The following is a 22,405-nucleotide window of genomic DNA, read 5'->3' on the forward strand; positions in this document are numbered from 1 at the left end:
CACATCCGTTTTACTATTGTAATTGATTATTAGGGTTGAAACAAGTAGGACATTGATGCTCCGACTTCTCCCATACATATTGAGTCAGTTCAGCCGTCATGCCGTAGAACATAAAAGGGGTCATCAGATAGATCCCCTTGAAATGTGCTGTTGCTACGTCCAGCAATTCCTTGGCAATCTTTACACCCATGGCACGACCCTCTTCACCTTCCAGACCTGCCATGCGGGAACGCACTTCATCTGACAGTTGAATACCCGGAACCTCGTTGTGCAGATATTCTGCATTTCGACCGCTTGCCAGTGGCATGACACCTACAAAAATAGGTACGTCCAAGTGCTTGGTTGCTTCATGCATAGCCACAATTAATTCAGGGTCATAGATCGGCTGTGTCATGATGTAATCTGCGCCAGAGGCAATTTTCTTCTCCAGGCGCTGCACGGCTTTCTCCAGATATTTCACATTGGGATTGAACGCCGCTCCAATAACGAAGCCCGCTTTTTGCTTCAGCGGTTTACCGGAGAATGCAACCCCATCGTTCAATTGTTTGATCATGCGTATAATTTCAAAAGAAGTCAGATCGTATACCGAGCTTGAACCAGGCAGATCGCCAAATCGTGCAGGATCACCTGTCACTGCGAGCACATGATTAATACCCAAGGCATCAAAACCCATCATATGTGACTGTGTACCAATCAGATTCCGGTCACGGCAGGCAATATGCACGAGTGGACGGAGGCCCGTACGGTCCTGAACGAGATGACCCAGCGCCATGTTGCTCATACGTGTAACCGCAAGTGAATTATCAGCCAATGTCAATGCATCTGCTCCGGCTGCTTTCAATATCTCGGCACCTTTCATGAACTTGGCAATGTCCAGATCACGCGGCGGGTCGAGTTCAACAATGACCGTGTGGCGCTGCTTGACCAAATCCACGATGGTTGGCTGCCCTCCACGTCCGGCACGTTCATCCACATTTTCGTGTAATACAATACGTGGTTTGAATTCTGACGGATCGGGTTCCAATATAGGCAAAGGTACAAATTCAGCAAGCGCCTCTTTAATGGCGGTAATATGATCCGGTGTTGTACCACAGCAACCGCCGATAATACGAGCGCCCAGATCAGCAAATTGCACTGCCGTCTGACCAAAGTACTCCGGAGTTGCACCATAACGGAACTGACCATCCACATAATCTGCTGCACCCGCGTTCGGATAGACAGACATCGGAATACCGATACGTCCGGAGACGGTTTCCATGGCACGCATAATCCCGTTCGGACCGGAGCGACAGTTAAAACCGATGACGTCCGCGCCCTGCTCCCGCATGATTCGGAAGGCTTCCGGCATCGTATATCCATCCAAAGTATGTCCTACATCCTCAACAGCAAACTGACCAATCACGGGCAGATCACTGAGCTTGCGCGCTTGCAAAAGGGCAATATCCATCTCCTCAATATCATAGAAGGTTTCAAGCAGAATGCCGTCTACCCCTTCATCGAGCAGAGCAAAGATCTGTTGTTGATAGAAACGTTTCAGTTCACTTGTCGACACATTTGTCCGCTTGCCACCGCGAATGGAGCCAACTGCACCAAGAACATAACCGGTATCTCCCGCGACTTCTTTGGCAATACGTACACCCGCACGGTTCACATCCTCCACCTTGGACTCCAGGCCGAACTTGGACAACTTGTCGTAATTGGCAGAGTACGTATTCGTCTCGAATACTTCTGTACCTGCATCTCGATAACGTCGATGTACATCAGCCACCACTTCCGGTGAAATCAAGTTCAACTCTTCATATGAGATCCCCACCGGAAATCCCATTTGGTACAGAAATGTTCCCATTGCCCCATCTCCAACGAGAACCCGTTCCTGCATAGCCTTGCGCAAATCTGCCTTCATCCCTTTTCCCCCCGCCTGCTGTGATCATTTCATACTAATGTAACACAAAAAACGCTAACAAAACGAAGAAAAACACAGGTTTTTGTTGAATATCCAGCTCATATGGACTTTCTTGCCACACAGCTCCCGGTATGTCTCTGTACAGGAGACACACACTATCCCTTGACAAAAAAAGAGGCCCGCAGGCCTCCTCGATTAAACCATCCACTTTTTAGGATGTTACTCCCTTAAAAACAACTTCAGCAGGTCCAGTCATGTACACATGATTGTCAGCTTCATTCCACTCAATGTGGAGATCCCCACCCTTGAGGCTGATGACAGCTGTACGATCTGTATGTCCATTCAGAACAGAGGATACGAGGGTTGCGCAAGCTCCGGTTCCGCAGGCAAGTGTTGGGCCAGCTCCGCGTTCCCATACACGCATGTCTACATATCCACGGTCAGAAACTGTCGCGAATTCCACATTGATTTTTTTCGGGAACATAGGGTGTACTTCGAGAAGAGGTCCCCATGTCGTGAGATCAAAATTCACAGCATCATCCACATAAATGACCGCATGAGGGTTGCCCATGGATACAGCAGTAAATTTGAATGCATGTCCATTGGCTTCAATATAGTGATCGACCACGGGATTAGCATCCACCGTTGTAGGAACTTGAAGACCGTTCAGGATGGGCTCACCCATATCCACACGAACTGTTTCCACTTGACCATCACGAATGTTGAGGCTCACAGGTTGTACCCCTGCACCAATGGTTTCAATGGTAATCTGCTCCTGGCTGACATGCCCATGATCGTATACATATTTGGATACACAGCGGATCGCGTTACCACACTGCTCTGCCTCTGATCCGTCCGAGTTCATGATGCGCATCTGGAAATCCGCCTTCTCCGAAGGCAGTATATAAACCAGGCCGTCCGCACCGATACCAAAGAACCGGTTGCACCATTTCACAGCCAATTCCGCAGCATCTGCCGGAAGCTCTTTTTCACCAAATATAACGATAAAATCGTTCCCAAGTCCGTGCATTTTCGTAAATTCCATAACCTTGCCCACTCCTTTTGGCAGTCTGCTGCCAAAGCATTATCTTGCTCTTCTACAGGGTCACCATAGACGTTCATATTCAACATTTGAATACCAAAAAAGCTACCCTGCAAAATGCCAAAGCTTCCGCTTTGAATCATTTTGAGGATAGCATAACGAAACGGGTACGGAAAAGCTATTGATTTTATGCCGAAAACTTTGTACTTTTCGGTACGAAGCGTCCAGGACCCACGCGGCGACGGTTGCGACGGCCTCCCCAGACGCTGCCAGCTCCCATGAGGAACGTTGGAATGCCTGCGGCAACAATGGAGAGCGCCCACTCACGCATACCCAGAGGTACCGTTTTGAAGATCGGTTGCAAAGGTTCAACGTACATCACAACCAACATCAGCACAACCGATGAAATGACGGCCAGAACAAGGTACTTGTTCTGTAGCGGATTCCGATGAAAAATCGACCGTGAACTGCGGCAGTCAAAAACATGAATGAGTTGAGCCAGAACGAGTGTAGCAAAAGCCACAGACTGTGCTTTGATCAGTTGACCCGGGTTATCCGGTGCAGCCTGAAGAGTAAGCCAGAAGGCCCCGAGTGTACATAATCCGATCAATACACCCCGGCTGACGATTTTCCATCCCAGTCTGCGGGCAAAAATATTTTCCTTGGCACCCCGAGGCTTGTGTTCCATCAAATCCTTTTCAGGCTGATCCACACCCAGCGCCATGGCAGGCAAGCCATCCGTCACCAGGTTAACCCACAGAATCTGAATAGGCACGAGCGGCAACGGCAAGCCCATCATCATCGCAAAAAACATAGTCAAAATCTCACCTACGTTCGATGCCAGCAAATAACGGATAAACTTGCGGATGTTCTCATAAATATTACGGCCTTCTTCAATGGCAGCCACAATGGTCGAGAAGTTATCATCACTCAGAATGAGTGCGGAAGCTTCCTTCGTGACATCCGTACCTGTAATGCCCATCGCTATACCGATGTCAGCCGCCTTAATGGCTGGAGCATCATTGACCCCATCTCCCGTCATGGCGACGACATGTCCCTTGCGCTGGAACGATTTCACGATGCGAAGTTTGTGTTCCGGCGATACTCTGGAGAACACATAAATGCCCTCTACCTGTTTATCCAGTTGTTCATCCGTCATACCTGCCAGTTGCTGTCCACTTAGTGAAGCTCCTCCGCGCGGAAGAATCCCCAGTTGATGGGCAATCGCCTCTGCCGTGGTTCCATGGTCCCCTGTGATCATTACGGTACGTATGCCGGCCTTACGGCAAGTTGCAATCGCATCTCGCACTTCACGCCGCGGCGGGTCGATCATACCTGCAAGCCCTACGAATACAAGTTGACTTTCGGCAGCATGTTCGTCAGCCACTTTTTCTTCCGGCCGCACTTCACGGTAGGCCATACCCAGGACACGCAGTGCTGATCCGGCCATACTTTCATTGGCTGCCATGACTTTCTGCCGCAGCGTTCCGGTGAATGGTACTACCCTGCCTTCCCATAAAATATAGCTACAGTGTCCAATCAGCACATCCGGTGCACCTTTGGTATAGATCATTCGTCCACCCTGATGATGTACCAGAACAGACATGCGTTTCCGCTCCGAATCAAACGGGAACTCTTGCTGACGTGTATACAACTCTTTGAGTCCTGCCGGGGTCAGGCCCATCTTGGATGCGAGTGTAACCAGAGCTCCTTCCGTTGGATCGCCTTTCAGCTCCCAAAAAACACGATCTCCCTTAACCGCTTCTTCGGGTTGCTCCCCTTTTTTCCGGCCATTCTTCCCGTCTTTTTTGGGTTCCTTGCCCTTTTTCTTATTTCCCGCCTCGTTCGCAACAGACTCGACAATACTGGCATTATTACACAGCGCGCTAATCTGGAGCATTCTTCTTAATGACTGGTCACTCTTCAGCTCCACCAACCGGTCATTCTCCAGCATGTTTCCTTCGGGTGCATATCCGTCCCCGGTCACCTTAATACTACGACCCTCCAGCCATACATCCGTCACTGTCATCTTGTTCTGGGTCAACGTGCCTGTTTTATCCGAGCAGATTACGGATGCACAGCCAAGGGTTTCGACGGAAGGCAGCTTTCGTACAATGGCTTTTCGTTTGATCATTCGTTGCACGCCGAGTGCGAGTGCAATCGTGACTATGGCAGGCAAGCCCTCCGGAATGGCAGCCACCGCGAGGCTAACCCCTGCCAGAAACATGCCAACGGCTGGTTGTCCATGCAATATTCCTGCGACAACGACCATCACGGTTAAGCCCAATGCAACAAAAATCAAAATTTTGCCCAATTGTTCCAGTCTGTGCTGTAGTGGGGTCTCCTGTTCTTCCGTATTCTGGATCAGATCGGCGATCTTGCCCATCTCCGTCTCCATGCCTGTACGGATAACCACCCCTTTGGCTGTGCCACGAGTGATCATGGTTCCCATGAAACCAATGTTTTTCTGATCACCAAGTGGAACATCTTCGTCGGCGATTGGACGGCAATGTTTGCTTACGGGAACCGATTCACCGGTAAGTGCCGACTCCTCGACATCCAGGCTGTTCGTCTCCAGCCAGCGCACATCCGCAGGTATACGGTCACCACTTTCCACCATAATAATATCACCGGGCACAAGCAGTTTGGCAGCCAGATGCACTTCCTGGCCCGACCGAAGCACTTTGGCAAGAGGAGCCGACAACTGTTTGAGTGCACGAAGCGATCGCTCCGCCCGAAATTCCTGTACGAAACCCAAAATAGCGTTCAGAACGATAATCGCAACAATCGTTACCGCATCCAGATACTCTCCAAGCAATCCGGATACCAGCGTTGCTCCCATCAACACCAATACCATAAAATCCTTGAACTGATTCAAGAGCAGTGTGATTGGAGATATGCGTTTCCCCTCGCTCAGCTCATTTGAACCGGCGGCTACCCTCTTCTCTGCCACAGCTTCATCTGTTAACCCCTCCTGCGGGCTGACGCCAAGAGTGTTGCGAAGCTCTTCATCGTTTAATTGATGCCACTTGGTATGTTCCATGCTTCAAGATTCCCTCCCAGTCTGTATTTCATCTGCAAAATAAGCTCACTGCTTCACCGGCGCGCTGGTCAACAGGCTGTACACAATGCCGGACAAACTACCTGCTCTATATGTATTCGGACAGGTCTGCAATTAGCACCCGGAAGGTGAATCCTTTCCCTGATGGACAGAATAGGCTAGAATAAAAGTCTGCGATGTTCTCTGCGCAGTACCGATTCCAGTGTTCAACTGCAAGCAACGAAGAATATGCAGCCGGTCCTGGTTTTTACATAACCTGGTTGCTCGTTTCAGTTATAGATGAAGCATCTAGCATAATATCATGCAGATGCTCGATAGAGAGGAAGTGGATAAAATGGCATTGGACGGCATCGTAACACGAGCCATTGTTCATGAACTGCAAGGCTGCATTGGCGGACGTATCAGCAAAATTCATCAGCCTAATGGTCATGATGTAGTTCTCACACTGCGTGCTCAGCGCGGAAATAGTAAATTGCTTGTTTCGGCAAGCCCAACATATCCCCGTGTACATTTTACGGAAAAGACATTCCTTAACCCCACTGAAGCACCTATGTTCTGCATGCTGCTTCGCAAGCATTGTGAAGGGGCAATCATTGAAGAGATCCGCCAGATTGGCATGGAACGTATCATTCATATCGATGTGCGCCAGCGCGATGAACTGGGTGATGTGTCTATGAAACGGATCATCATTGAGCTGATGGGGCGTCATAGCAATATTATTGTCATGGACCCGGTCACAGGAACGATCCTGGATGGAATTCATCATGTGACTCCTTCCATCAGTAGTTACCGGGTGATCATGCCTGGATTTTCATATACGGAACCACCGGAACAACATAAGAGCAATCCATTGGAAGTAAGCAGAACTGAATTCGAAAACAGCTATAACACCTCTGAAGAAGAAGCTTCACGCTGGCTTGTGAATTCGTTTAGCGGTCTTAGCCCATTAATCTCCGGAGAAATCACTTCTCGGGGATCTGCTGCTGAAAGCACAGAGTCAACTGTAATCGATAGCGAGATCCGTATTGAGGCTGGAGCGCTCTGGAACGCTTTTGATTCCGTGATGGCACCCGTCAAAGACCATATCTACAGTCCCGTAACCGGAATGAACGCCAAAGGCAAAATGATTTTCTCGGCCGTGCATCTTCATAGTATTCAGGACTTGGAGAAAACCTATGACACGATGAGCAAGTGCATGGAAGATTATTATGGTGATAAAGCCGAGCGGGATACGGTAAAGCAGAGAGTGAGTGATCTGCTACGTTTTCTGCAGAATGAGCGCAGCAAGAACATCAAAAAGCTGGACAACCTGAATAAGGACTTGCTGGACGCGGACGATGCAGACAAGTTCAGACTTTGGGGTGAATTGCTGTTTGCCTCCCTGCATCTAGTCAGTAAAGGGGACAAGAGTGTAGAGCTTGTGAACTTCTATGATGAGAATCAAGCCAACATGACCATCCAGCTTGATCCGCTGCTTACACCGTCGGACAACGCACAGCGCTATTTCAAGCGATATAACAAATACAAGAACAGTCTGGCTGTCATTCATGAACAACTTGGCAAAACCAAAGACGAGATTGCTTATCTAGACAACCTTTTGCAGCAACTGTCCATTGCATCCATGAACGACATTGAGGAAATACGGGATGAGCTTGTGCAGCAGGGGTACCTTCGTGACCGTAACAAAAAGGGCAAAAAGAAAAAGAAAAATGATCGCCCTACCGTTCATCAGTTCACGTCCTCAGAGGGCATTGATATCCTGGTGGGCAAAAACAATTTGCAGAATGAGTATGTGACCAACCGTTTGGCGTCTGCCAACGATACATGGCTTCATACGAAAGACATCCCGGGTTCGCATGTCGTCATTCGCAGTACAGACTTTGGCGAAGCAACATTGGAAGAAGCTGCTCAACTCGCGGCCTATTTCAGCCAAGCCAAAGAATCGAGCAGCGTACCTGTGGATTACACATTTATCCGTCATGTGCGCAAACCAAGTGGTGCGAAGCCAGGATTCGTCATCTATGATCATCAGAAGACCTTGTTCGTCACGCCTAATGATGAATTGATCAAGAGTCTGCCATCCACCATTAAAAATGGGTAAGGCTATATAAGTTGAACTAAAGATTATTTACACGGACACTACGATGACAGAATAACCTTCCAATCGCTGTTATGGATAAAGGCGAAGCTTATGCTTCCGAAGTAGCTTTCTTGCAGAAAGCTTTTAGCTCCGCTTTTTCAGGTTTTTTCTGTCCTCTCCGTTATCGTGTAAATGATTAGTTCAACTTATATAGATGTAACAGTAACAATAGCAAAATCCCCTGAAGAGTAAACGGTTCAGGGGATTTTGCTAGTTGCATTGTTTGTTTGAATTAAATGTGAATCTAAGATTATTTATCTCCTTATTGAATATTAATTCATTTATATGTATAATAATTCAATTGTAGTGAATTAAAAACGATAATTAAGGATGTGTACCATGACCATACATATTAGAGAGACTCAACCTGATGATCTGAAATCACTGACTGCATTGATGCATGACTATGTGGTGGGATTCTACAACAACCCCTGGCCTGGTGATCAATCCATCGAGCTTTTGATTAACAACCTGCTTGATCAGCAGATCGGTGCACAATTTGTGGCAGAACAGAACGGAAAATTGATCGGATTCTCCACATTATTCTTTACTTACAGCACGATGAAAGCGAAGCGCGTAACCGTTATGAATGATCTTTTTGTCGTGGAAACCTGTAGGGAGGGTGAGGCAGAAGCCTTATTATTTGAACACTGTCAGCAATACACCCGTGAACAAGGATGTGCTTACATGTCCTGGATCACTGCGGTGACTAATGAACGCGCACAGAAATTATTCGAACGTCTCGGAGCTACACGCGGCGCTTGGGTAAACTATTCTATTAAGTAAGCCTCTATTCAAAAAAGGACATGAGTACATGAGGGCTGAGCCCTGACCATGTGTCATGTCCTGAATTTATTTAACATTTCAATGTGCCAACAGAAGTGAACATCCATGATACTCAAGCAGCAGCGTCTAATATTTCCCGCTTACTTCCTCTTGCTGTGAACAGCTGCCTGCAGCCTTTCCAACACATCCACTGATACCGTCTTGCTACCGAGATCTCCATGAAAAACAACACCTTGCCGTTCACCATGATAATCCGATCCACCCGTTTCAATAAGATCATATTCCTTGGCCATTTCAGCATATTTGCGTTCCTCTTCCGGTCCATGGTCCGAATGAAATACCTCCATACCGTCCGGACGAGAGTCTGTGATGATACGACGAACCAATTCATCGTCTCCATACAGCCCCGGATGGGCGATAACAGCAGCTCCACCAGCAGCTCTGATCCACTCGCACGCATCCTTAGGCGCAACTCGGGGTACAGACACGAAGCCAGGCTTGCCCTCAGCAAGGTAACGATCAAATGCATCTCGCATGTCGACAGCATATCCTTTCTTTACAAGCACATCGGCCATATGAGGTCTGCCAATGCTTTCATCCGGCTCTAGCGGCCGTCCCAGCCCGTCCAACACTTCCCGCCAGCTTATCTCAAGACCAAGCTCTTGAAGTTTGGCTATGATCAGATGATTACGTTCTTCTCGCGCTTGTCTTAATCCGCGCAACTCTTGCAGGAATTGCTCATCCTCTGTATTCACGTAATAGCCAAGCACATGAATATCCTTCCCGCCAGCCCGGGTACTGATCTCCACACCGGCAATGACTTCGATGTCGTACTCTACCCCGGCCCGCTGTGCTTCCGCTACACCAGCTACCGTATCATGGTCCGTTAGGGCAACCGCAGATAATCCTTTTCGCTTGGCGAGCTTCACATTATCGGTGGGTGATTGCATTCCATCCGAGGCTTGGCTATGGGTATGAAGATCACAGCGTCCTTGACGTTGATCCATGAACAACAGCTCCTTTGTTTATGGTGGGATTATAACTCAACTTTAGCCTGCTATTATGCCTTTTCCGTCTTGTGTTCCAACTCATTCTGCTCCTGTAGACGCAGATAGTTCAGGAAAGCAACAGCGGATAGAGGCAACAAGGACGATTTAAGATGGATGGCATAGAACTGCCGTTTGAATTCGAGTCCTCGGATATCCACAATATGAACGAGACCCAATGCCAGTTCATGCTGCACCGAAGAAGGAGATAACATCGTAATGCCCACCCCTGCCTCCACAGCCGATTTTACCGCTCCTGTGCTACCAAGTTCCATCACAACATTCATATCCTGTGGATCAATTTTTCTCTTTTGCAGTTGGTCTTCCATCACCTGTCGTGTACCGGAACCCTTCTCTCGCAGGACAAAAGGGTAATTCATCACATCTTCAAGATTGACTTTGCCTCGCTTAGCCAGATCATGCCCGGCAGGTACAATCAGTTTCAGTTCATCTTGCATGACAGGCTCCACAATCATATCCGGGTGGTGCACCGGCGCTTCAATAAGGCCAAAATTAAGCTGATGTTTCAATATATCATCCATGATTTGCGTTGTATTCATCACTTTCATGACGATAGAAATATCGGGATATTGACGTGCAAACGGTCCAAGCATGCGAGGGAGCACATATTCCCCAATCGTTAAACTGGCTCCAAGCTGAAGTCGGCCCTGCAACATCTGGGTAAATGCCGACATTGCCTCATCGGTCTGTCTGACCAAATCAACGCTCCGTTTGGCATGAGGCAATAATGTCCGGCCAGCCTCGGATAATTCTATTTTTTTGGTGGAACGATGCAATAACTTGGTCCCATAATAGTCCTCCAGGGATTGAATCTGCATCGTCACTGCGGGTTGTGTCATATGTAATGCTTGTGCAGCAGCGGAGAAGCTGCCCTTCTCTGCTACCGTATAAAAAATATGCAATTGATGAAAATTCATATCTTCGCCCCTCTTCGAGTACACTCCCTATATTGTAGCCGATTTCCACGCTTGCCAACAAAAAAAGCATGCAGCTTGTCTGCATGCGATGGTACCTGAATCTATGATTTCAACATATTGGATCTACTCCACTTACTTATGCTTGCGACTATTTTTGACCAGCGTCATTCTTCTTGAATGTCTGAGCCATGAATAATACGATTTCAGGTCTCTCAGTTCAATGGTCTCCGACATTCGCCCCAGAAACGTCACTACAATCATTTTGTGCAGCGGGTTGCCAGCAATATCATATTCTCCTTCAAGTTCGGAAAATTCGGCGACCACGACCAGATCCTCATCAATAAGGTAGACGTCCTGTTCATTACGGTAGTATGGTGTTATACGGTCCTGCTTCAGACACTCCCATAACCACGCCGCAATATGATCATCATCACTACGTGCAGGCTCAATACGGTCTTCATACCGCATCTTGGCATGATGGGTAATGACGATGTCGGCCACTTTCTTGTCTCCAAGAGCCACGAAAAACGGCTCGTAGGTGCTCCAACGTTGCATCACCTTATCACGCATGGGAATCACTCTCCACCAGATAGGACTTTCTATCTATTTATTACCAAATATATTACAACATAAGTCCTGCAACCTCAAGGCGTAAGTTTAACTTTTTTTCACAAAAGCCTATTTGTGAATAATTTAAGAAAAGAGCGACCACAAAGGGTCCCTCCAGTTCCTCGTCTATACTCCATAAAAGCTGGTTTTATCCATGGTTTTGCTGGCATACTCTGTTTTGATCTCATTTCGATACGAACGTTCGATTTTGCGCACATAGGAAAGTCGCTTCACATTTTTCATCGTATCATCTGCCCGTTCTGCATTAACATACATGACCACATAATGCATACGGCGGGAGATATAATGCACGGTGCCATATTTTTCGAGATTACGGGCAGCCTTCAAATCACTGACCCAAATAATGAATCCAGTCCGTTCCGCAAACATCATCGTTCCCCGCCTTTCTATAATGGAGACCGGCGCCTTGGATGATTGTTGCTCGGTCACTTGCACCAAGCAAGCATTCATCCCCGGATGATTGTTGCTCGGTTACTTGCACCAAGCAAGCATTCATCCCCGGATGATTGTTGCTCGGTTACTTGCACCGAGCAAGCATTCATCCCCGGATGATTGTTGCTCGGTCACTTGCACCGAGCAAGCATTCATCCCTAAGATCCGATCTGTCTGAGTCTGAATTAATTACCCGATGCTGGCTACTTAACTGCAACCGCACTTGCCACCACTACCGCAGCCGCCCTTCGGATTCGGATCATTGCTCGGCACCTTAATGGTTGTTGATACGGCAAATGCAATGGTCTCTGACATCTGAAATAACATCTCATCCAGCGACTTCTCTGCCTGCTTGAAGCGGGCTACCGCTTCAAAATTCTCCAACTCCATTTCCAGAGCGTTCACTTGATCTTTCGCTGCGTGAAAATCCGGGTGGAAATGACCGAAACGTTGTGTTTCTTCAAATAATTCCTTCTTGGCATTCAGCTTTCGGATCCCCGCTTGAATCTCAGGGTTACTCTCGACTTGCTGCTTCCAATATAAATAATCCGATACTTCGGCAGATTGGTTAATCATGTCGCCCAGTTCATATGCGCCCGTTAACACTTGGGCCATATCGACCGTGTTCATTTCCGCTACGCTCATGAAATTCATCCTATCTATATATAAAGTTCTACTTAACGTAGACTACTTCATCATAGCATATCCATGAATAGTTAAGAAGAGTTTTTCCTACAAATAGAAATAGATGGAACCCAGAAATTCGGGTTTGGTCCTGGCAATCCTCTGAAATGATCAGGTTATGACATCACCAGGCAGGATAAGACGCATTGTATCCCACTCTGACGGGGAGAATGTACGCCATTCAGTCTCTGACGTATGTTCATTTGAATCCAGTATGCACCAACCGCTTAATGTCCATTGTTCATGTCCCTGTACCTGATGTGGAATGAGATATTGGGTACATTTATCCTGTTGTATTCCCAGCTTGGTCTGCCACTCAATGGCTTTGGTAACGATCTGTCGTGCTGTTGACATATGATATCGCCGCCACTCCCTGTACCAGTTCTCCGGTATCTCATCAACCCCCAACATAGAGTACGTCTTCTCGATAACAGAATCATCCCGTTCCATCGCATGGAATAATACAGGGACTTCAACCAGACCTTGATTACGGGGTGAGTAGAAAGACAAATACATATCGCTCAGCACATCTTTTTGGATTAAATCCTGATCTGAGGTCGTGTCTCTACACGCTTCCATGTACCGTTCTATATTCGAGGGTGCACAGTCTGCTTCCTTTCCCCAACCCTCTAATGCAATAAGAACATGTTCCGGCACACCTGTCAGGGCATACTGATACAGAAAATTCATTATTTTTTGCAGTTCCATTCCTCCAGCTATGGCCGAGAGCATTCGTTCACGCGTCAAGCGATAGATGGACATATGATCACGGGTAACCCGTTCAGCGCATAGATCCAGCATCCAGTACATATCAGGTCTCACTTCAGGTGGCACCAACATTTCGAAATCAGCCTGCACGTAAAACCCACACTTCTCCGTTTCTGTGACCCTCTCTTGCCCACGATATAACAGGCTTTTCGGTTCGATCAACCAGCGAAATGCCAGCTCCCCTGACGAATTTTCTCCAACTTCACCGTAACCCCAACCAGCCAACGCATTAAGCCAGCTTCTGATCTGTGGTTCCCATTTCGAATTCAATATTCGGCACCATAGGTCCTTTCCCGGAGTAAGGACTGTCAATTGATTACGAAAATGCTGCAACGCAGGTTCGGTATCCCCATATCTGCCCACACAAGCATGATATATCTCCCGATGCATCTGGGTCCATGAGAGTTTTAACCATTCTTGTAATTGATCATCTACGATCTGAATTCGGCCTTTTACCTTCTGAGCCAGATTCAGACTAAGTAGCAGATCGAGAAGGATTGCAACGTGGATCGGATATAGGTCCGAATCTTCATATCGGATGCGCAAACCATCAAAGTCTGCAGAAGAAAGTACCGTTATCACACTTAATTTTTGAATCGTTCTCTTATGTATGGTGCCCTTACCTGTCAAGGGCAACCCTTCTCTTCTTATCCATGCGATCAGATGGAGCAACTCTCCAGCTATATCCGGCTTTCCCTCCTCTAATACATCAGCATGTATCGTCATCTGTTCAACGTATACACCCACTCTTCGGGCATAAGCAGTCGTCAATATCTCCAATAAGAAAACAGGAATATAAAATAAACGTTCTCCCAACTCTTATAAACAGACTCAATCCATCTTCGATTTTTCAGCATCGCAAATGTAGCTTTGGCCTCTGCACCACTTATCCCTTCAATAGCCCATTGTTCTGGTGGCATGAGAGAAGAAAAAGGTTGTCCCGCATGTTTGTGAAAAATGGCACCAAGCACTCGCTGTTCTACTGAAGTAAGCTCCGACCATGAATTAAGGTCGGGTTGTACGGCAGGCACATCTTTGGGGTCTAATGATGGGTCCAATGATGGGTCCAATGAAGATGACATTCCTATTCCCTCCTTTTCCACAAGTGCTAACAAACTATTCGGATTCATGAACGACAGCATACTCATAGCCCTGCTCAACCAAGAACATCTGACGATTTAATGCAAACTCCTGTTCCTTACTATCCTCTGATACCAAAGCGTAGAAGTACGCCTTGTTCTCCCCAGATTTCGGTCTCAAAATCCGTCCCAATCGCTGTGCCTCTTCCTGCCTTGAACCGAAACTGCCTGATATTTCAAGAGCAACCGCAGCATCAGGTAAATCCACGGCAAAATTGGCTACCTTGGACACAACAATCGTTCTAATCTCACCTCGCTTAAATGCTGAAAACCATTGTATTCTCTCTTGCTGAGACATTGCTCCTGAGATCAGAGGTGCTTCAATTTCCCGGGCAATCATCTCAAGCTGAGTCAGATATTGTCCAATCACAAGTGCAGGCAGATCCCGATGACGCTCCAGCAAACGCTTGACTACATGCACCTTTGCCGGATTTTCAGCAGCCAAACGAAATTGATGCTTCGCCTCAGCTTGCAGATAATTCGATCTTAACTCTGACGAGAACGGGACACGTATCTCCTGACACTGTACATCAGCAATCCAGCCTTGCTGCTCCAGTTGTTTCCATGGCATATCATAGAGTTTCGGTCCAATCAACGAGAATACATCCTGTTCACAGCCATCCTCTCGAACCAGTGTGGCTGTTAATCCCAGCCTTCGCGTAGCTTGGATATCCGCAGTTGCACGAAACACCGGGGCTGGTAGCAAATGCACTTCATCATAGATGATCAGACCCCATTGCCGCTCGCTGAGCAGTTTGATATGGGTAAAATCAGCATCCTTTGATTTCCGATGCGTAAGAATCTGATAGGTTGCCACCGTCACAGGTTTCACCTGTTTCTTCTGACCGGAATACTCACCAATCTGTTCACTGGTAATCGTTGTTTTGTCTTGAATTTCCTGAATCCACTGTCGCACAGACGTTGTATTGGATGTCAAAATGAGGCATTCACATTGAAGCCGCTCCAGAACGGCTATGCCAATGACCGTTTTACCAGCTCCACAGGGCAAGACAAGCAACCCGCTGCCCCCCATGCCCTCACTGCCTTCAAAAGCATCCACGGCTTCTCTCTGGTATGAACGTAACGCAAACCGCTCTGATTGATCACCAGAAACATTGCACTGCCATTCAAATGAAAGCCTGGTTCCCTCCCGATATCCCACATAATCAAGCACCGGATAACCCAGACGTGTTAATTCCCTCTTCAATAAACCTCTCTGTTCCCCTGACAGCAGAAGCTCATGAGCATCCGTGCGTTCCATGCGAAAGGCAGCTATTGTTTTCAGTCTGCTCAGTTCATCCAGTAATTGCTCATCTTCACTGATCAGACGCATTCTGATGTGATCTGCTTCAGAATGTAGCTTTAATTTGCCATACTGATCTATTATTCTTCGAACATCCTGCATTAGTGCTGCAGGCACATTCCAGCGGGATACCGACTCCAGACTGCTAATGACCTGATCTGCATTCCATCCCAGTGCAGCTGCATTCCAGAGGGACAGTGGCGTAATTCGGTATGTATGAAACCCCGCCGGTGTCTTGACCAGTTCTGAATACATCCCGATTTGCGCTCTTGCTCTTTCGAATCCAGGATGGCCGACTTCCAGCAAAACCGTAAAATCTCGCTGCACGATACAGGCATCCGTTCTTTCTATATGTTCCGATCCTTCCATTCAGCCCTTCCTCCTATCACAAAAAAAGTCCAGTTTCGGTAACCACCGAAATGAACCTCTATAATTGCCAGTTCAAAAAGTCTAATTTTCAGTACCGAGAAGATGGAATGAAGCTAGAAATGGAGTAGCGGAGCGTAGGAAACCTACGTGAGCAACGGACATTTCGGCTGAATTTCATATTCGATGCTGATGATGCCGCTAGGCATGATTCGTAATCAAAAGTGGACTTTTTGAACAACCTCTATAAAAATCCACAAAAAAGCATCCTGCTCATACCTTGGTATGAAAAGGATGCCCAACTGCCTATAATGTCATTCGGCTGTATATCCCTTCGCCATGGCAATAAACAATTGTACAGCCGTTTGCATGGCGTCTTCATCAAAATCAAACATCGGATGATGATGCGGATAGATGGCATTTTTATCCGGATTGCCGGCTCCGACAAACATAAAGCATCCCGGGATCTTCTGCAGGTAATACGCAAAGTCTTCCGCAGGCATTAACATCGGAGATGTTTGCACACGTTCTGTACCAAATACTTCAGTAGCTTCTCTGAAGAAACGTGCTGTCTCCTGTTCATCATTCACCACAGGTGGATACCCTATAATATAATTCACTTGAGTCTCTGCTCCATACGCAGCACCTGTCTGAGCCACCATGGTAAGCACCCGCTCTTTCATCCCCATTCGTGTCTCTTCATCGAATGTTCTTACCGTGCCGCTCATTTTACACTGCTCTGCGATCACGTTCTGAGCAGAACCCGCCTGCATTGTACCAATGGTCAGCACCGCAGGGCGCAATGGGTCAACTGAACGACTAACAACAGTCTGAAGTTGCATCACAAGTGCAGACCCCACAATAAGACTGTCAATCGTGGATTGCGGCATCCCGCCATGTCCACCTTTTCCTTTGATTTCAATGTAAAAGTCATCTGCTGCCGCCATCATCGGCCCTGCTGTACTGGCAACAACGCCCACAGGAAGCGGGGTCCACAGATGAATTCCGTATATAACATCCACACCCTCAAGTGCGCCATCCGCAATGACTTGAACTGCACCGCCTGGCAGCAGTTCTTCTGCTGGCTGGAACAAAAAGCGAATCTCGCCTCGAATCTCCTGTTGGTGACGGCTGAAATACAATGCAGTACCCAGCAAAATGGAGATGTGACCATCGTGGCCGCATGCATGCATTGCCCCGGCTTGTTGTGAAGCATATGCTATATCTTTCTCATCCTGAATGGGTAGTGCGTCCATATCCGCTCGTAACATAACGACAGGTCCAGGCTTGTCCCCACGAATGGTACCAATCACGCCATGACCGCCTACATGACGTCTCACTTCGACTCCAAAGCTCTCCAACATGTCTGCTACAAAAGAGGATGTCTTCTCCTCATGAAAGGAAACTTCAGGATTACGATGAAGGTGACGCCGCCATTCCACCATGTGGATCTGCAGATCTTCCCACCATATATTATTAGTCATGTCTCTCCATCCTTTCAATCTGGAACGGAACTTAGTTCAAGCCCGAACCTTCCTCCTCAAACCTATTGCTGTATATTGTAGCAGAATTGGAAGAAAACCGATACGAAACGCCTCTGGAAAGCTTGCACGAGAAGGGGAAACATACTATCATGAACTAGAGAAATGCACGAGAAATTATACTCGGAAGCTTATGAGGAGGATCAGACGCTTATGATTTTTGAGAATACAGGCTTGGATGGCTTGAAAAGCGACTTGGCATACCTGGATGAGAGCGCCGAGAAAGTCGGATTTGTCCGGTGGCAATGGGAATATTACCGTGCTACATATGACTACAAAATTGAAGATGAACAAACCAAATCAGAATACTTTGTACGCATTAATACCCGCGCAGTAGAAGGCAAACTGGAAAAACCGGATACCGTTCTTGCTGTTGAAGCGGTTTATCTTGGCAAAGCTACCTTCCCGCATGGCCTTGATTATGACTCTTCCGTTCCGCAGCCAGTCGTGAAGCTGGCAGCCCAAAAATTACAGCAGCTCAAAGAACTGCTGGAAGCTTAGGCTGGGCCAAACCATGAAACAACAAACGGCCCAAACGAGAACGAAGAGAGGCACGCCGGATTTTCAACTGCTAATCCTCACTTTATTGTTGGTGGGCTTCGGACTGGTGATGGTATTCAGCTCCAGTTCCAGCATCGCAATCGCAAGCGAAAGATTTAACAATGATGCCCTTTACTTCACGAAAAAACAACTTATGTGGGCGGTTATCGGTCTATTTGGCATGTTTTTTGCCATGAACATCCGTTTTAACAAGTACAAAAAGCTCTATGCACCTTTTTTCCTGTTCACCACGGTATTGCTATTGATTGTTTTGGTCTCAGGTGCAGTATTAAACGGTGCACGAAGCTGGATTCGTATCTTTGGTTTCAGTCTTCAGCCTGCGGAGTTCGCAAAAATTGCTATCATTCTATATCTCTCTGCTCTTATCACCAAAAAAGGTGAGAAATTCAGGGTTTTCAAGACAGGGTATTTTCCCGTCTTGTTCATCGTTGGATTCATCGCAGGACTGATCATGCTGCAACCAGACTTTGGTACCACCTTCATCCTGGTGTCCACCTGTGGTCTCTTGATCTATGCCGGTGGAGCCAGTATGAAACATATCCTGGGTTCGATTCTCTTGGTTGTACTCGGTGGAGCACTGGCGTTCGGAGCGAATTCCCTGTTCTCTTCCATGTCTCCTTCAGACACGACAACGGCTACAACAGCGGTTACTGCCGAGCAGAACTACAAGATCGGACGTATTCAGGCTTTCCTGAATCCATTATCTGATATTAATGGCGGAAGTCTTAACCTTTACCGCTCCCTCGTTGCCATTGGTGATGGCGGCATGACGGGTTCCGGGATTGGACAAGGTACGATGAAGCTGCACTATTTGCCCAATGCGTATAATGACTTTATCTTCTCTGTCATCGGGGAAGAACTTGGTTTCATTGGCACGACATTATTCCTGCTCGTGTACCTGTACTTCATCTGGCGAGGAATTATCGTCTCGCTGCGTTGTCCCGATCCATTCGGAACACTGGTCGGTATAGGTATCATGGGATTGATCGCGATTCAGGCGTTTATCAACATCGGTGGGGTAACTCAGACCATTCCGGTAACGGGGGTTACGCTTCCGTTTATCAGTTATGGGGGAACTTCACTCTTTGTAATGATGGTGGCGATGGGCATTCTGCTCAGCATCTCGCGCACCAACAATCTGGATGTGATCAAGGAAGAGAAAACCAAGTCAGTGACTGTACAGACACAGACTCGCACCTCTCCTGCTCTTCGTTCACGTGAGTCCATCCGTCGGATTCGGTAAATGGGATTGGTTTTATATGAACAAAGCTCGAATTAAATTATCAATAGAAAAACAACAAAAAGAGGCTGTGCACCCGATGGGATGCGCAGCCTCTTTTTATGTGCTCGATACAGTCTGTCTATCAAGATGAAGAACGAAGTCCATATGCCTCTGTTCTCCATCGCGGATTGCGAAAGGTTACAGATCGTCGCCTCTGAAAGATACGCCTTCTACCTTAACATTGACTTCAACCACGCGTAATCCGGTCATGGTCTCTACCGCTTCTCTTACATTCTGCTGAAGCATACGGGAAACTTCATGAATCGGGGTTTCGTACAGGACGATGATGCGCAGATCAATGGCTGCTTCCAGCTGGCCGACCTCAACGCTCACGCCTTTCTGTACGTTTTTACCGCTGAGACGCTTGGCCCAGCCCTCTGACAATCCTCCAGACATTGCGGCAATACCGGGCGTTTCCATTGCAGCCATTCCGGCAATTTTCGCGACCACGTCATCAGCAATACGGATGTTTCCGCTCTCCAGTTGAAGTTGTTCTGCCATGCCACATCCTCCTCTACTTCGTTACTCGTATTTTAAATCCTTTCCACCCCAAAAAGCAAATTAAACTCAAAAAGATGCGTTTACAACCTCCCACCATTTGGTTATATTGAAATATGAAAATAATCTCATAAGCAATGTTCATGCAATCCAAAACAAAATATTGAATAACCGAGGTGTTTATTGTGAGAAACCGGATTTCATCAATTTTGCTGATTGCCTTCTTCGCTCTCAGCGCCATCGCCCACTTCTTGAAATGGGATTCGATTCTACAGTTCGTGATATCAGCCATTTCGGTTATTTTTGTAGCCGGTTTTTTAGGCAAAGCCACTGAAAATGTCGCCCACTATGCTGGACAGCGACTGGGTGGATTCTTGAATGCCACCTTCGGCAATGCCGCCGAATTGATCATTGCGATTTTCCTCGTCAAAGAGGGGCTGTTCGACATGGTCAAAGCAAGTCTTACAGGTTCCATTATCGGAAATCTGCTATTAGTGCTAGGGTTAAGTATTTTTGCCGGAGGACTCAAGTTCAAAATCCAGAATTATAACGTCTCACTCGCAGGGTTGAATGGTTCCCTGATGGTTGTAGCAATCATTGCCCTGTTTATTCCGGCAGTCTTTCTCAATACACATTCCATTACTCAGAAAGACACGAATACACTCAGTCTCATTGTGGCTGGACTGCTCATACTGGCGTACATAGCCTGGTTACTGTTCTCCATGGTGACACATAAGAACTACCTTGCCGATGTCACGGTAGACAGCGACGAGGAATTACCCCATGAACATGCTCCGGCATGGTCCAAGAAAAAATCCATCATGTATCTCGTACTCGCAACAGTCATGGTTGCCTTCGTCAGCGAATGGCTTGTTGGCACGCTAGAAGTGTTCACCACCGAGTTTGGACTGAGTGAGCTGTTTGTCGGTGCATTCCTTGTAGCCATTATCGGTAATGCAGCAGAACACAGTGCAGCCATCATGCTGGCCATGAAAAATAAAATCGGAGCCGCAGTCGAAATTGCCGTAGGTAGCAGCTTGCAGATTGCGCTCTTCGTTGCCCCTGTTCTGATTTTTGTCAGCTACTTCACAGGCAGAACCATGGATATCGTATTTACAACCATTGAACTGGTCGCCATTGGCGTATCGGTATTTATAGCCAAATCGATCACTCAAGATGGTTCTACGAACTGGTACGAGGGTCTGCTGCTGCTCGTGGTCTATATCATTCTGGGAGTATCTTTCTTCCTTGTATAACCTTTCATTCACCATGATATCATTAACAAAATCAGCAGAAAAGGCAGCCCGAATACGACATTTCGAGCTGTCTCTTCACTTATATACAGCTTCTGGCTGAGGTGCATCACTTTCCGCTCAGACGTACAAAAAAAGCATGCATTAACGCCTGCATGCCTTCTATTCTGACCCGCGCATCTGCAGGCTATTGCTCATTCTTTTTGTTCAAGGCTTCATATAGAATTGCCAAATTCCGCTCAAGCGCGCTAACCAGCTGCTTACCTGCACCTTCTGGAAGGAGCCCTGCACGAACAGCAAAATCAACTTCCTTGGAGAACCCATACATCTGTGTATCCAATACTTCCTCATAGAGAGGGCAGTAGCGGGTAGCCAGATTCTCCATCTGTACTTCAATAAGCTTCTGTATTTTATCTGCATCTTCTTGAAGAAGACTGATCGCTTTCAAATTCAGCTGGTCCTGCAGATCAGATGAAGTCATGCATTTTCCCCCCTATGTCCCAAAATCGCGTAAAGACGTTCTACCCCTAATATTAGACGAAAAGAACAGCTAATACAAGAACCTGACCAAAATAACCACACAAAGTGAAGGCTCCTGTTATCCCTTAATCCCCCTGTTTCAGAGACCTCCCGAAGAACATGAGAATCCTCTGAAGCCCAAAAACACCCCTGCCAAAAAAGGCAGAGGTGCTTCTCGAGAGCTATTACTCGGCTGCGATGCTTACGTTCAGTCCATGCTTGGAAAATACTTCAGACATAGCTGCTTTCGCTTCAACTGCATCCGGGCCATGAACATGCAGTTCATAGCTGTGTGTGCTGATCAGTGTTGTGAACAACCCGAGAATACTTTTGACATCAATATACTTGTTCTCTGAATGAAGCACGATTGAAGAAGTAAACTTGCCTGCTGTTTGAGCAATTTCCACTACAGCAACATTGTTACTCGACATAGGAATCCCTCCGTCTTTTTCACTTTTAGTATCATGTATGAATTACCACTACATGATACCGTGAATCCGCTTTCCTAGCAAC

At 47.1% G+C, this 22,405-nt stretch carries 20 protein-coding genes; 5 read left to right on the top strand and 15 right to left on the bottom strand.

Annotated features, from left to right (window positions below; all coding sequences use genetic code 11):
• Positions 1–13: 13 nt before the first annotated feature.
• From C0Q44_RS26845 to C0Q44_RS26855, 3 genes are all read right to left on the bottom strand, one after another.
• Positions 14–1,903: a bifunctional homocysteine S-methyltransferase/methylenetetrahydrofolate reductase gene (locus tag C0Q44_RS26845; protein WP_105410224.1), complete on the bottom strand. Its 1,890-nt coding sequence runs from the start codon at positions 1,901–1,903 to the stop codon at positions 14–16.
• Positions 1,904–2,114: 211 nt separating this feature from the next.
• Entirely contained in the window at positions 2,115–2,948 is an 834-nt protein-coding gene (gene dapF, locus C0Q44_RS26850) for a diaminopimelate epimerase (RefSeq protein ID WP_105410225.1), read from the bottom strand.
• A gap of 184 nt (positions 2,949–3,132) precedes the next feature.
• Positions 3,133–5,988: a cation-translocating P-type ATPase gene (locus tag C0Q44_RS26855; RefSeq protein ID WP_105410226.1), complete on the bottom strand. Its 2,856-nt coding sequence runs from the start codon at positions 5,986–5,988 to the stop codon at positions 3,133–3,135.
• Positions 5,989–6,340: 352 nt separating this feature from the next.
• Between C0Q44_RS26855 and C0Q44_RS26860 the strand changes: the two genes are divergently transcribed.
• A complete protein-coding gene (locus tag C0Q44_RS26860; protein WP_105410227.1) occupies positions 6,341–8,107 on the top strand; it encodes an Rqc2 family fibronectin-binding protein in 1,767 nt (588 codons plus the stop codon).
• 378 nt (positions 8,108–8,485) lie between these two features.
• Positions 8,486–8,932 carry a GNAT family N-acetyltransferase gene (locus C0Q44_RS26865; protein WP_105410228.1) on the top strand — a complete coding sequence of 149 codons (447 nt, stop codon included), beginning with the start codon at positions 8,486–8,488 and terminating at the stop codon, positions 8,930–8,932.
• A gap of 140 nt (positions 8,933–9,072) precedes the next feature.
• On the opposite strand, the gene C0Q44_RS26870 is transcribed toward C0Q44_RS26865, so the two are convergent.
• The 9 genes from C0Q44_RS26870 to C0Q44_RS26910 form a co-directional block, all read right to left on the bottom strand.
• Complete coding sequence (locus tag C0Q44_RS26870; protein ID WP_105410229.1) at positions 9,073–9,939, bottom strand: PHP domain-containing protein; 867 nt, start codon at positions 9,937–9,939, stop codon at positions 9,073–9,075.
• Between the two features lie 53 nt (positions 9,940–9,992).
• Positions 9,993–10,916, bottom strand: coding sequence for a selenium metabolism-associated LysR family transcriptional regulator (locus C0Q44_RS26875; protein WP_105410230.1), 924 nt, complete (start codon positions 10,914–10,916; stop codon positions 9,993–9,995).
• 132 nt (positions 10,917–11,048) lie between these two features.
• Entirely contained in the window at positions 11,049–11,486 is a 438-nt protein-coding gene (locus tag C0Q44_RS26880) for a hypothetical protein (protein ID WP_105410231.1), read from the bottom strand.
• A 165-nt stretch (positions 11,487–11,651) separates the two neighbouring features.
• Complete coding sequence (locus C0Q44_RS26885; protein ID WP_105410383.1) at positions 11,652–11,915, bottom strand: YlbG family protein; 264 nt, start codon at positions 11,913–11,915, stop codon at positions 11,652–11,654.
• Between the two features lie 270 nt (positions 11,916–12,185).
• On the bottom strand, positions 12,186–12,623 hold the full coding sequence (locus C0Q44_RS26890) for a YlbF/YmcA family competence regulator (protein WP_105410232.1): 438 nt from the start codon (positions 12,621–12,623) through the stop codon (positions 12,186–12,188).
• 150 nt (positions 12,624–12,773) lie between these two features.
• Complete coding sequence (locus C0Q44_RS26895; protein WP_105410233.1) at positions 12,774–14,210, bottom strand: helicase-associated domain-containing protein; 1,437 nt, start codon at positions 14,208–14,210, stop codon at positions 12,774–12,776.
• Positions 14,198–14,512, bottom strand: a complete 315-nt coding sequence (locus C0Q44_RS26900; RefSeq protein WP_105410234.1) for a hypothetical protein — start codon at positions 14,510–14,512, stop codon at positions 14,198–14,200. Before C0Q44_RS26900 ends, C0Q44_RS26895 begins: the two co-directional genes overlap by 13 nt.
• Positions 14,513–14,546: 34 nt before the next feature.
• Positions 14,547–16,241, bottom strand: a complete 1,695-nt coding sequence (locus tag C0Q44_RS26905; RefSeq protein ID WP_105410235.1) for a DNA repair helicase XPB — start codon at positions 16,239–16,241, stop codon at positions 14,547–14,549.
• 311 nt (positions 16,242–16,552) lie between these two features.
• Complete coding sequence (locus C0Q44_RS26910) at positions 16,553–17,722, bottom strand: M20 family metallopeptidase (RefSeq protein WP_105410236.1); 1,170 nt, start codon at positions 17,720–17,722, stop codon at positions 16,553–16,555.
• A 210-nt stretch (positions 17,723–17,932) separates the two neighbouring features.
• On the opposite strand from C0Q44_RS26910, the gene C0Q44_RS26915 reads away from it, so the two are divergent.
• Positions 17,933–18,280 carry a YugN family protein gene (locus C0Q44_RS26915; protein WP_105410384.1) on the top strand — a complete coding sequence of 116 codons (348 nt, stop codon included), beginning with the start codon at positions 17,933–17,935 and terminating at the stop codon, positions 18,278–18,280.
• Between the two features lie 13 nt (positions 18,281–18,293).
• Positions 18,294–19,583, top strand: coding sequence for a putative lipid II flippase FtsW (ftsW, locus tag C0Q44_RS26920; RefSeq protein WP_105410237.1), 1,290 nt, complete (start codon positions 18,294–18,296; stop codon positions 19,581–19,583).
• 177 nt (positions 19,584–19,760) lie between these two features.
• Here ftsW and C0Q44_RS26925 read toward each other — a convergent pair whose 3' ends face one another.
• Positions 19,761–20,123 (bottom strand): Asp23/Gls24 family envelope stress response protein, encoded by a 363-nt coding sequence (locus C0Q44_RS26925; RefSeq protein WP_105410238.1) that lies wholly within the window; start codon positions 20,121–20,123, stop codon positions 19,761–19,763.
• A 182-nt stretch (positions 20,124–20,305) separates the two neighbouring features.
• On the opposite strand from C0Q44_RS26925, the gene cax reads away from it, so the two are divergent.
• Positions 20,306–21,376 carry a calcium/proton exchanger gene (gene cax / locus C0Q44_RS26930; RefSeq protein WP_105410239.1) on the top strand — a complete coding sequence of 357 codons (1,071 nt, stop codon included), beginning with the start codon at positions 20,306–20,308 and terminating at the stop codon, positions 21,374–21,376.
• Between the two features lie 184 nt (positions 21,377–21,560).
• On the opposite strand, the gene C0Q44_RS26935 is transcribed toward cax, so the two are convergent.
• Both C0Q44_RS26935 and C0Q44_RS26940 read right to left on the bottom strand, forming a co-directional pair.
• Positions 21,561–21,854 carry an Fpa/YlaN family protein gene (locus C0Q44_RS26935; protein WP_017687426.1) on the bottom strand — a complete coding sequence of 98 codons (294 nt, stop codon included), beginning with the start codon at positions 21,852–21,854 and terminating at the stop codon, positions 21,561–21,563.
• Positions 21,855–22,077: 223 nt separating this feature from the next.
• Entirely contained in the window at positions 22,078–22,323 is a 246-nt protein-coding gene (locus C0Q44_RS26940) for an HPr family phosphocarrier protein (RefSeq protein WP_105410240.1), read from the bottom strand.
• Positions 22,324–22,405: the final 82 nt, after the last annotated feature.

This window comes from Paenibacillus sp. PCH8, assembly GCF_002968835.1.
Taxonomy (GTDB): domain Bacteria; phylum Bacillota; class Bacilli; order Paenibacillales; family Paenibacillaceae; genus Paenibacillus.

Coding starts and splice junctions, on each gene's coding strand:
- C0Q44_RS26875 (WP_105410230.1), bottom strand. CDS start 10,916: ATGAATTTTCATCAATTGCATATTTTTTATACGGTAGCAGAGAAGGGC.
- C0Q44_RS26925 (WP_105410238.1), bottom strand. CDS start 20,123: ATGGCAGAACAACTTCAACTGGAGAGCGGAAACATCCGTATTGCTGAT.
- C0Q44_RS26890 (WP_105410232.1), bottom strand. CDS start 12,623: ATGAGCGTAGCGGAAATGAACACGGTCGATATGGCCCAAGTGTTAACG.
- C0Q44_RS26865 (WP_105410228.1), top strand. CDS start 8,486: ATGACCATACATATTAGAGAGACTCAACCTGATGATCTGAAATCACTG.
- dapF (WP_105410225.1), bottom strand. CDS start 2,948: ATGGAATTTACGAAAATGCACGGACTTGGGAACGATTTTATCGTTATA.
- C0Q44_RS26935 (WP_017687426.1), bottom strand. CDS start 21,854: ATGACTTCATCTGATCTGCAGGACCAGCTGAATTTGAAAGCGATCAGT.
- C0Q44_RS26855 (WP_105410226.1), bottom strand. CDS start 5,988: ATGGAACATACCAAGTGGCATCAATTAAACGATGAAGAGCTTCGCAAC.
- ftsW (WP_105410237.1), top strand. CDS start 18,294: ATGAAACAACAAACGGCCCAAACGAGAACGAAGAGAGGCACGCCGGAT.
- C0Q44_RS26845 (WP_105410224.1), bottom strand. CDS start 1,903: ATGAAGGCAGATTTGCGCAAGGCTATGCAGGAACGGGTTCTCGTTGGA.
- C0Q44_RS26905 (WP_105410235.1), bottom strand. CDS start 16,241: ATGGAAGGATCGGAACATATAGAAAGAACGGATGCCTGTATCGTGCAG.
- C0Q44_RS26910 (WP_105410236.1), bottom strand. CDS start 17,722: ATGACTAATAATATATGGTGGGAAGATCTGCAGATCCACATGGTGGAA.
- C0Q44_RS26885 (WP_105410383.1), bottom strand. CDS start 11,915: ATGTTTGCGGAACGGACTGGATTCATTATTTGGGTCAGTGATTTGAAG.
- C0Q44_RS26880 (WP_105410231.1), bottom strand. CDS start 11,486: ATGCGTGATAAGGTGATGCAACGTTGGAGCACCTACGAGCCGTTTTTC.
- C0Q44_RS26940 (WP_105410240.1), bottom strand. CDS start 22,323: ATGTCGAGTAACAATGTTGCTGTAGTGGAAATTGCTCAAACAGCAGGC.
- C0Q44_RS26860 (WP_105410227.1), top strand. CDS start 6,341: ATGGCATTGGACGGCATCGTAACACGAGCCATTGTTCATGAACTGCAA.
- C0Q44_RS26900 (WP_105410234.1), bottom strand. CDS start 14,512: ATGTCATCTTCATTGGACCCATCATTGGACCCATCATTAGACCCCAAA.
- C0Q44_RS26915 (WP_105410384.1), top strand. CDS start 17,933: ATGATTTTTGAGAATACAGGCTTGGATGGCTTGAAAAGCGACTTGGCA.
- C0Q44_RS26870 (WP_105410229.1), bottom strand. CDS start 9,939: ATGGATCAACGTCAAGGACGCTGTGATCTTCATACCCATAGCCAAGCC.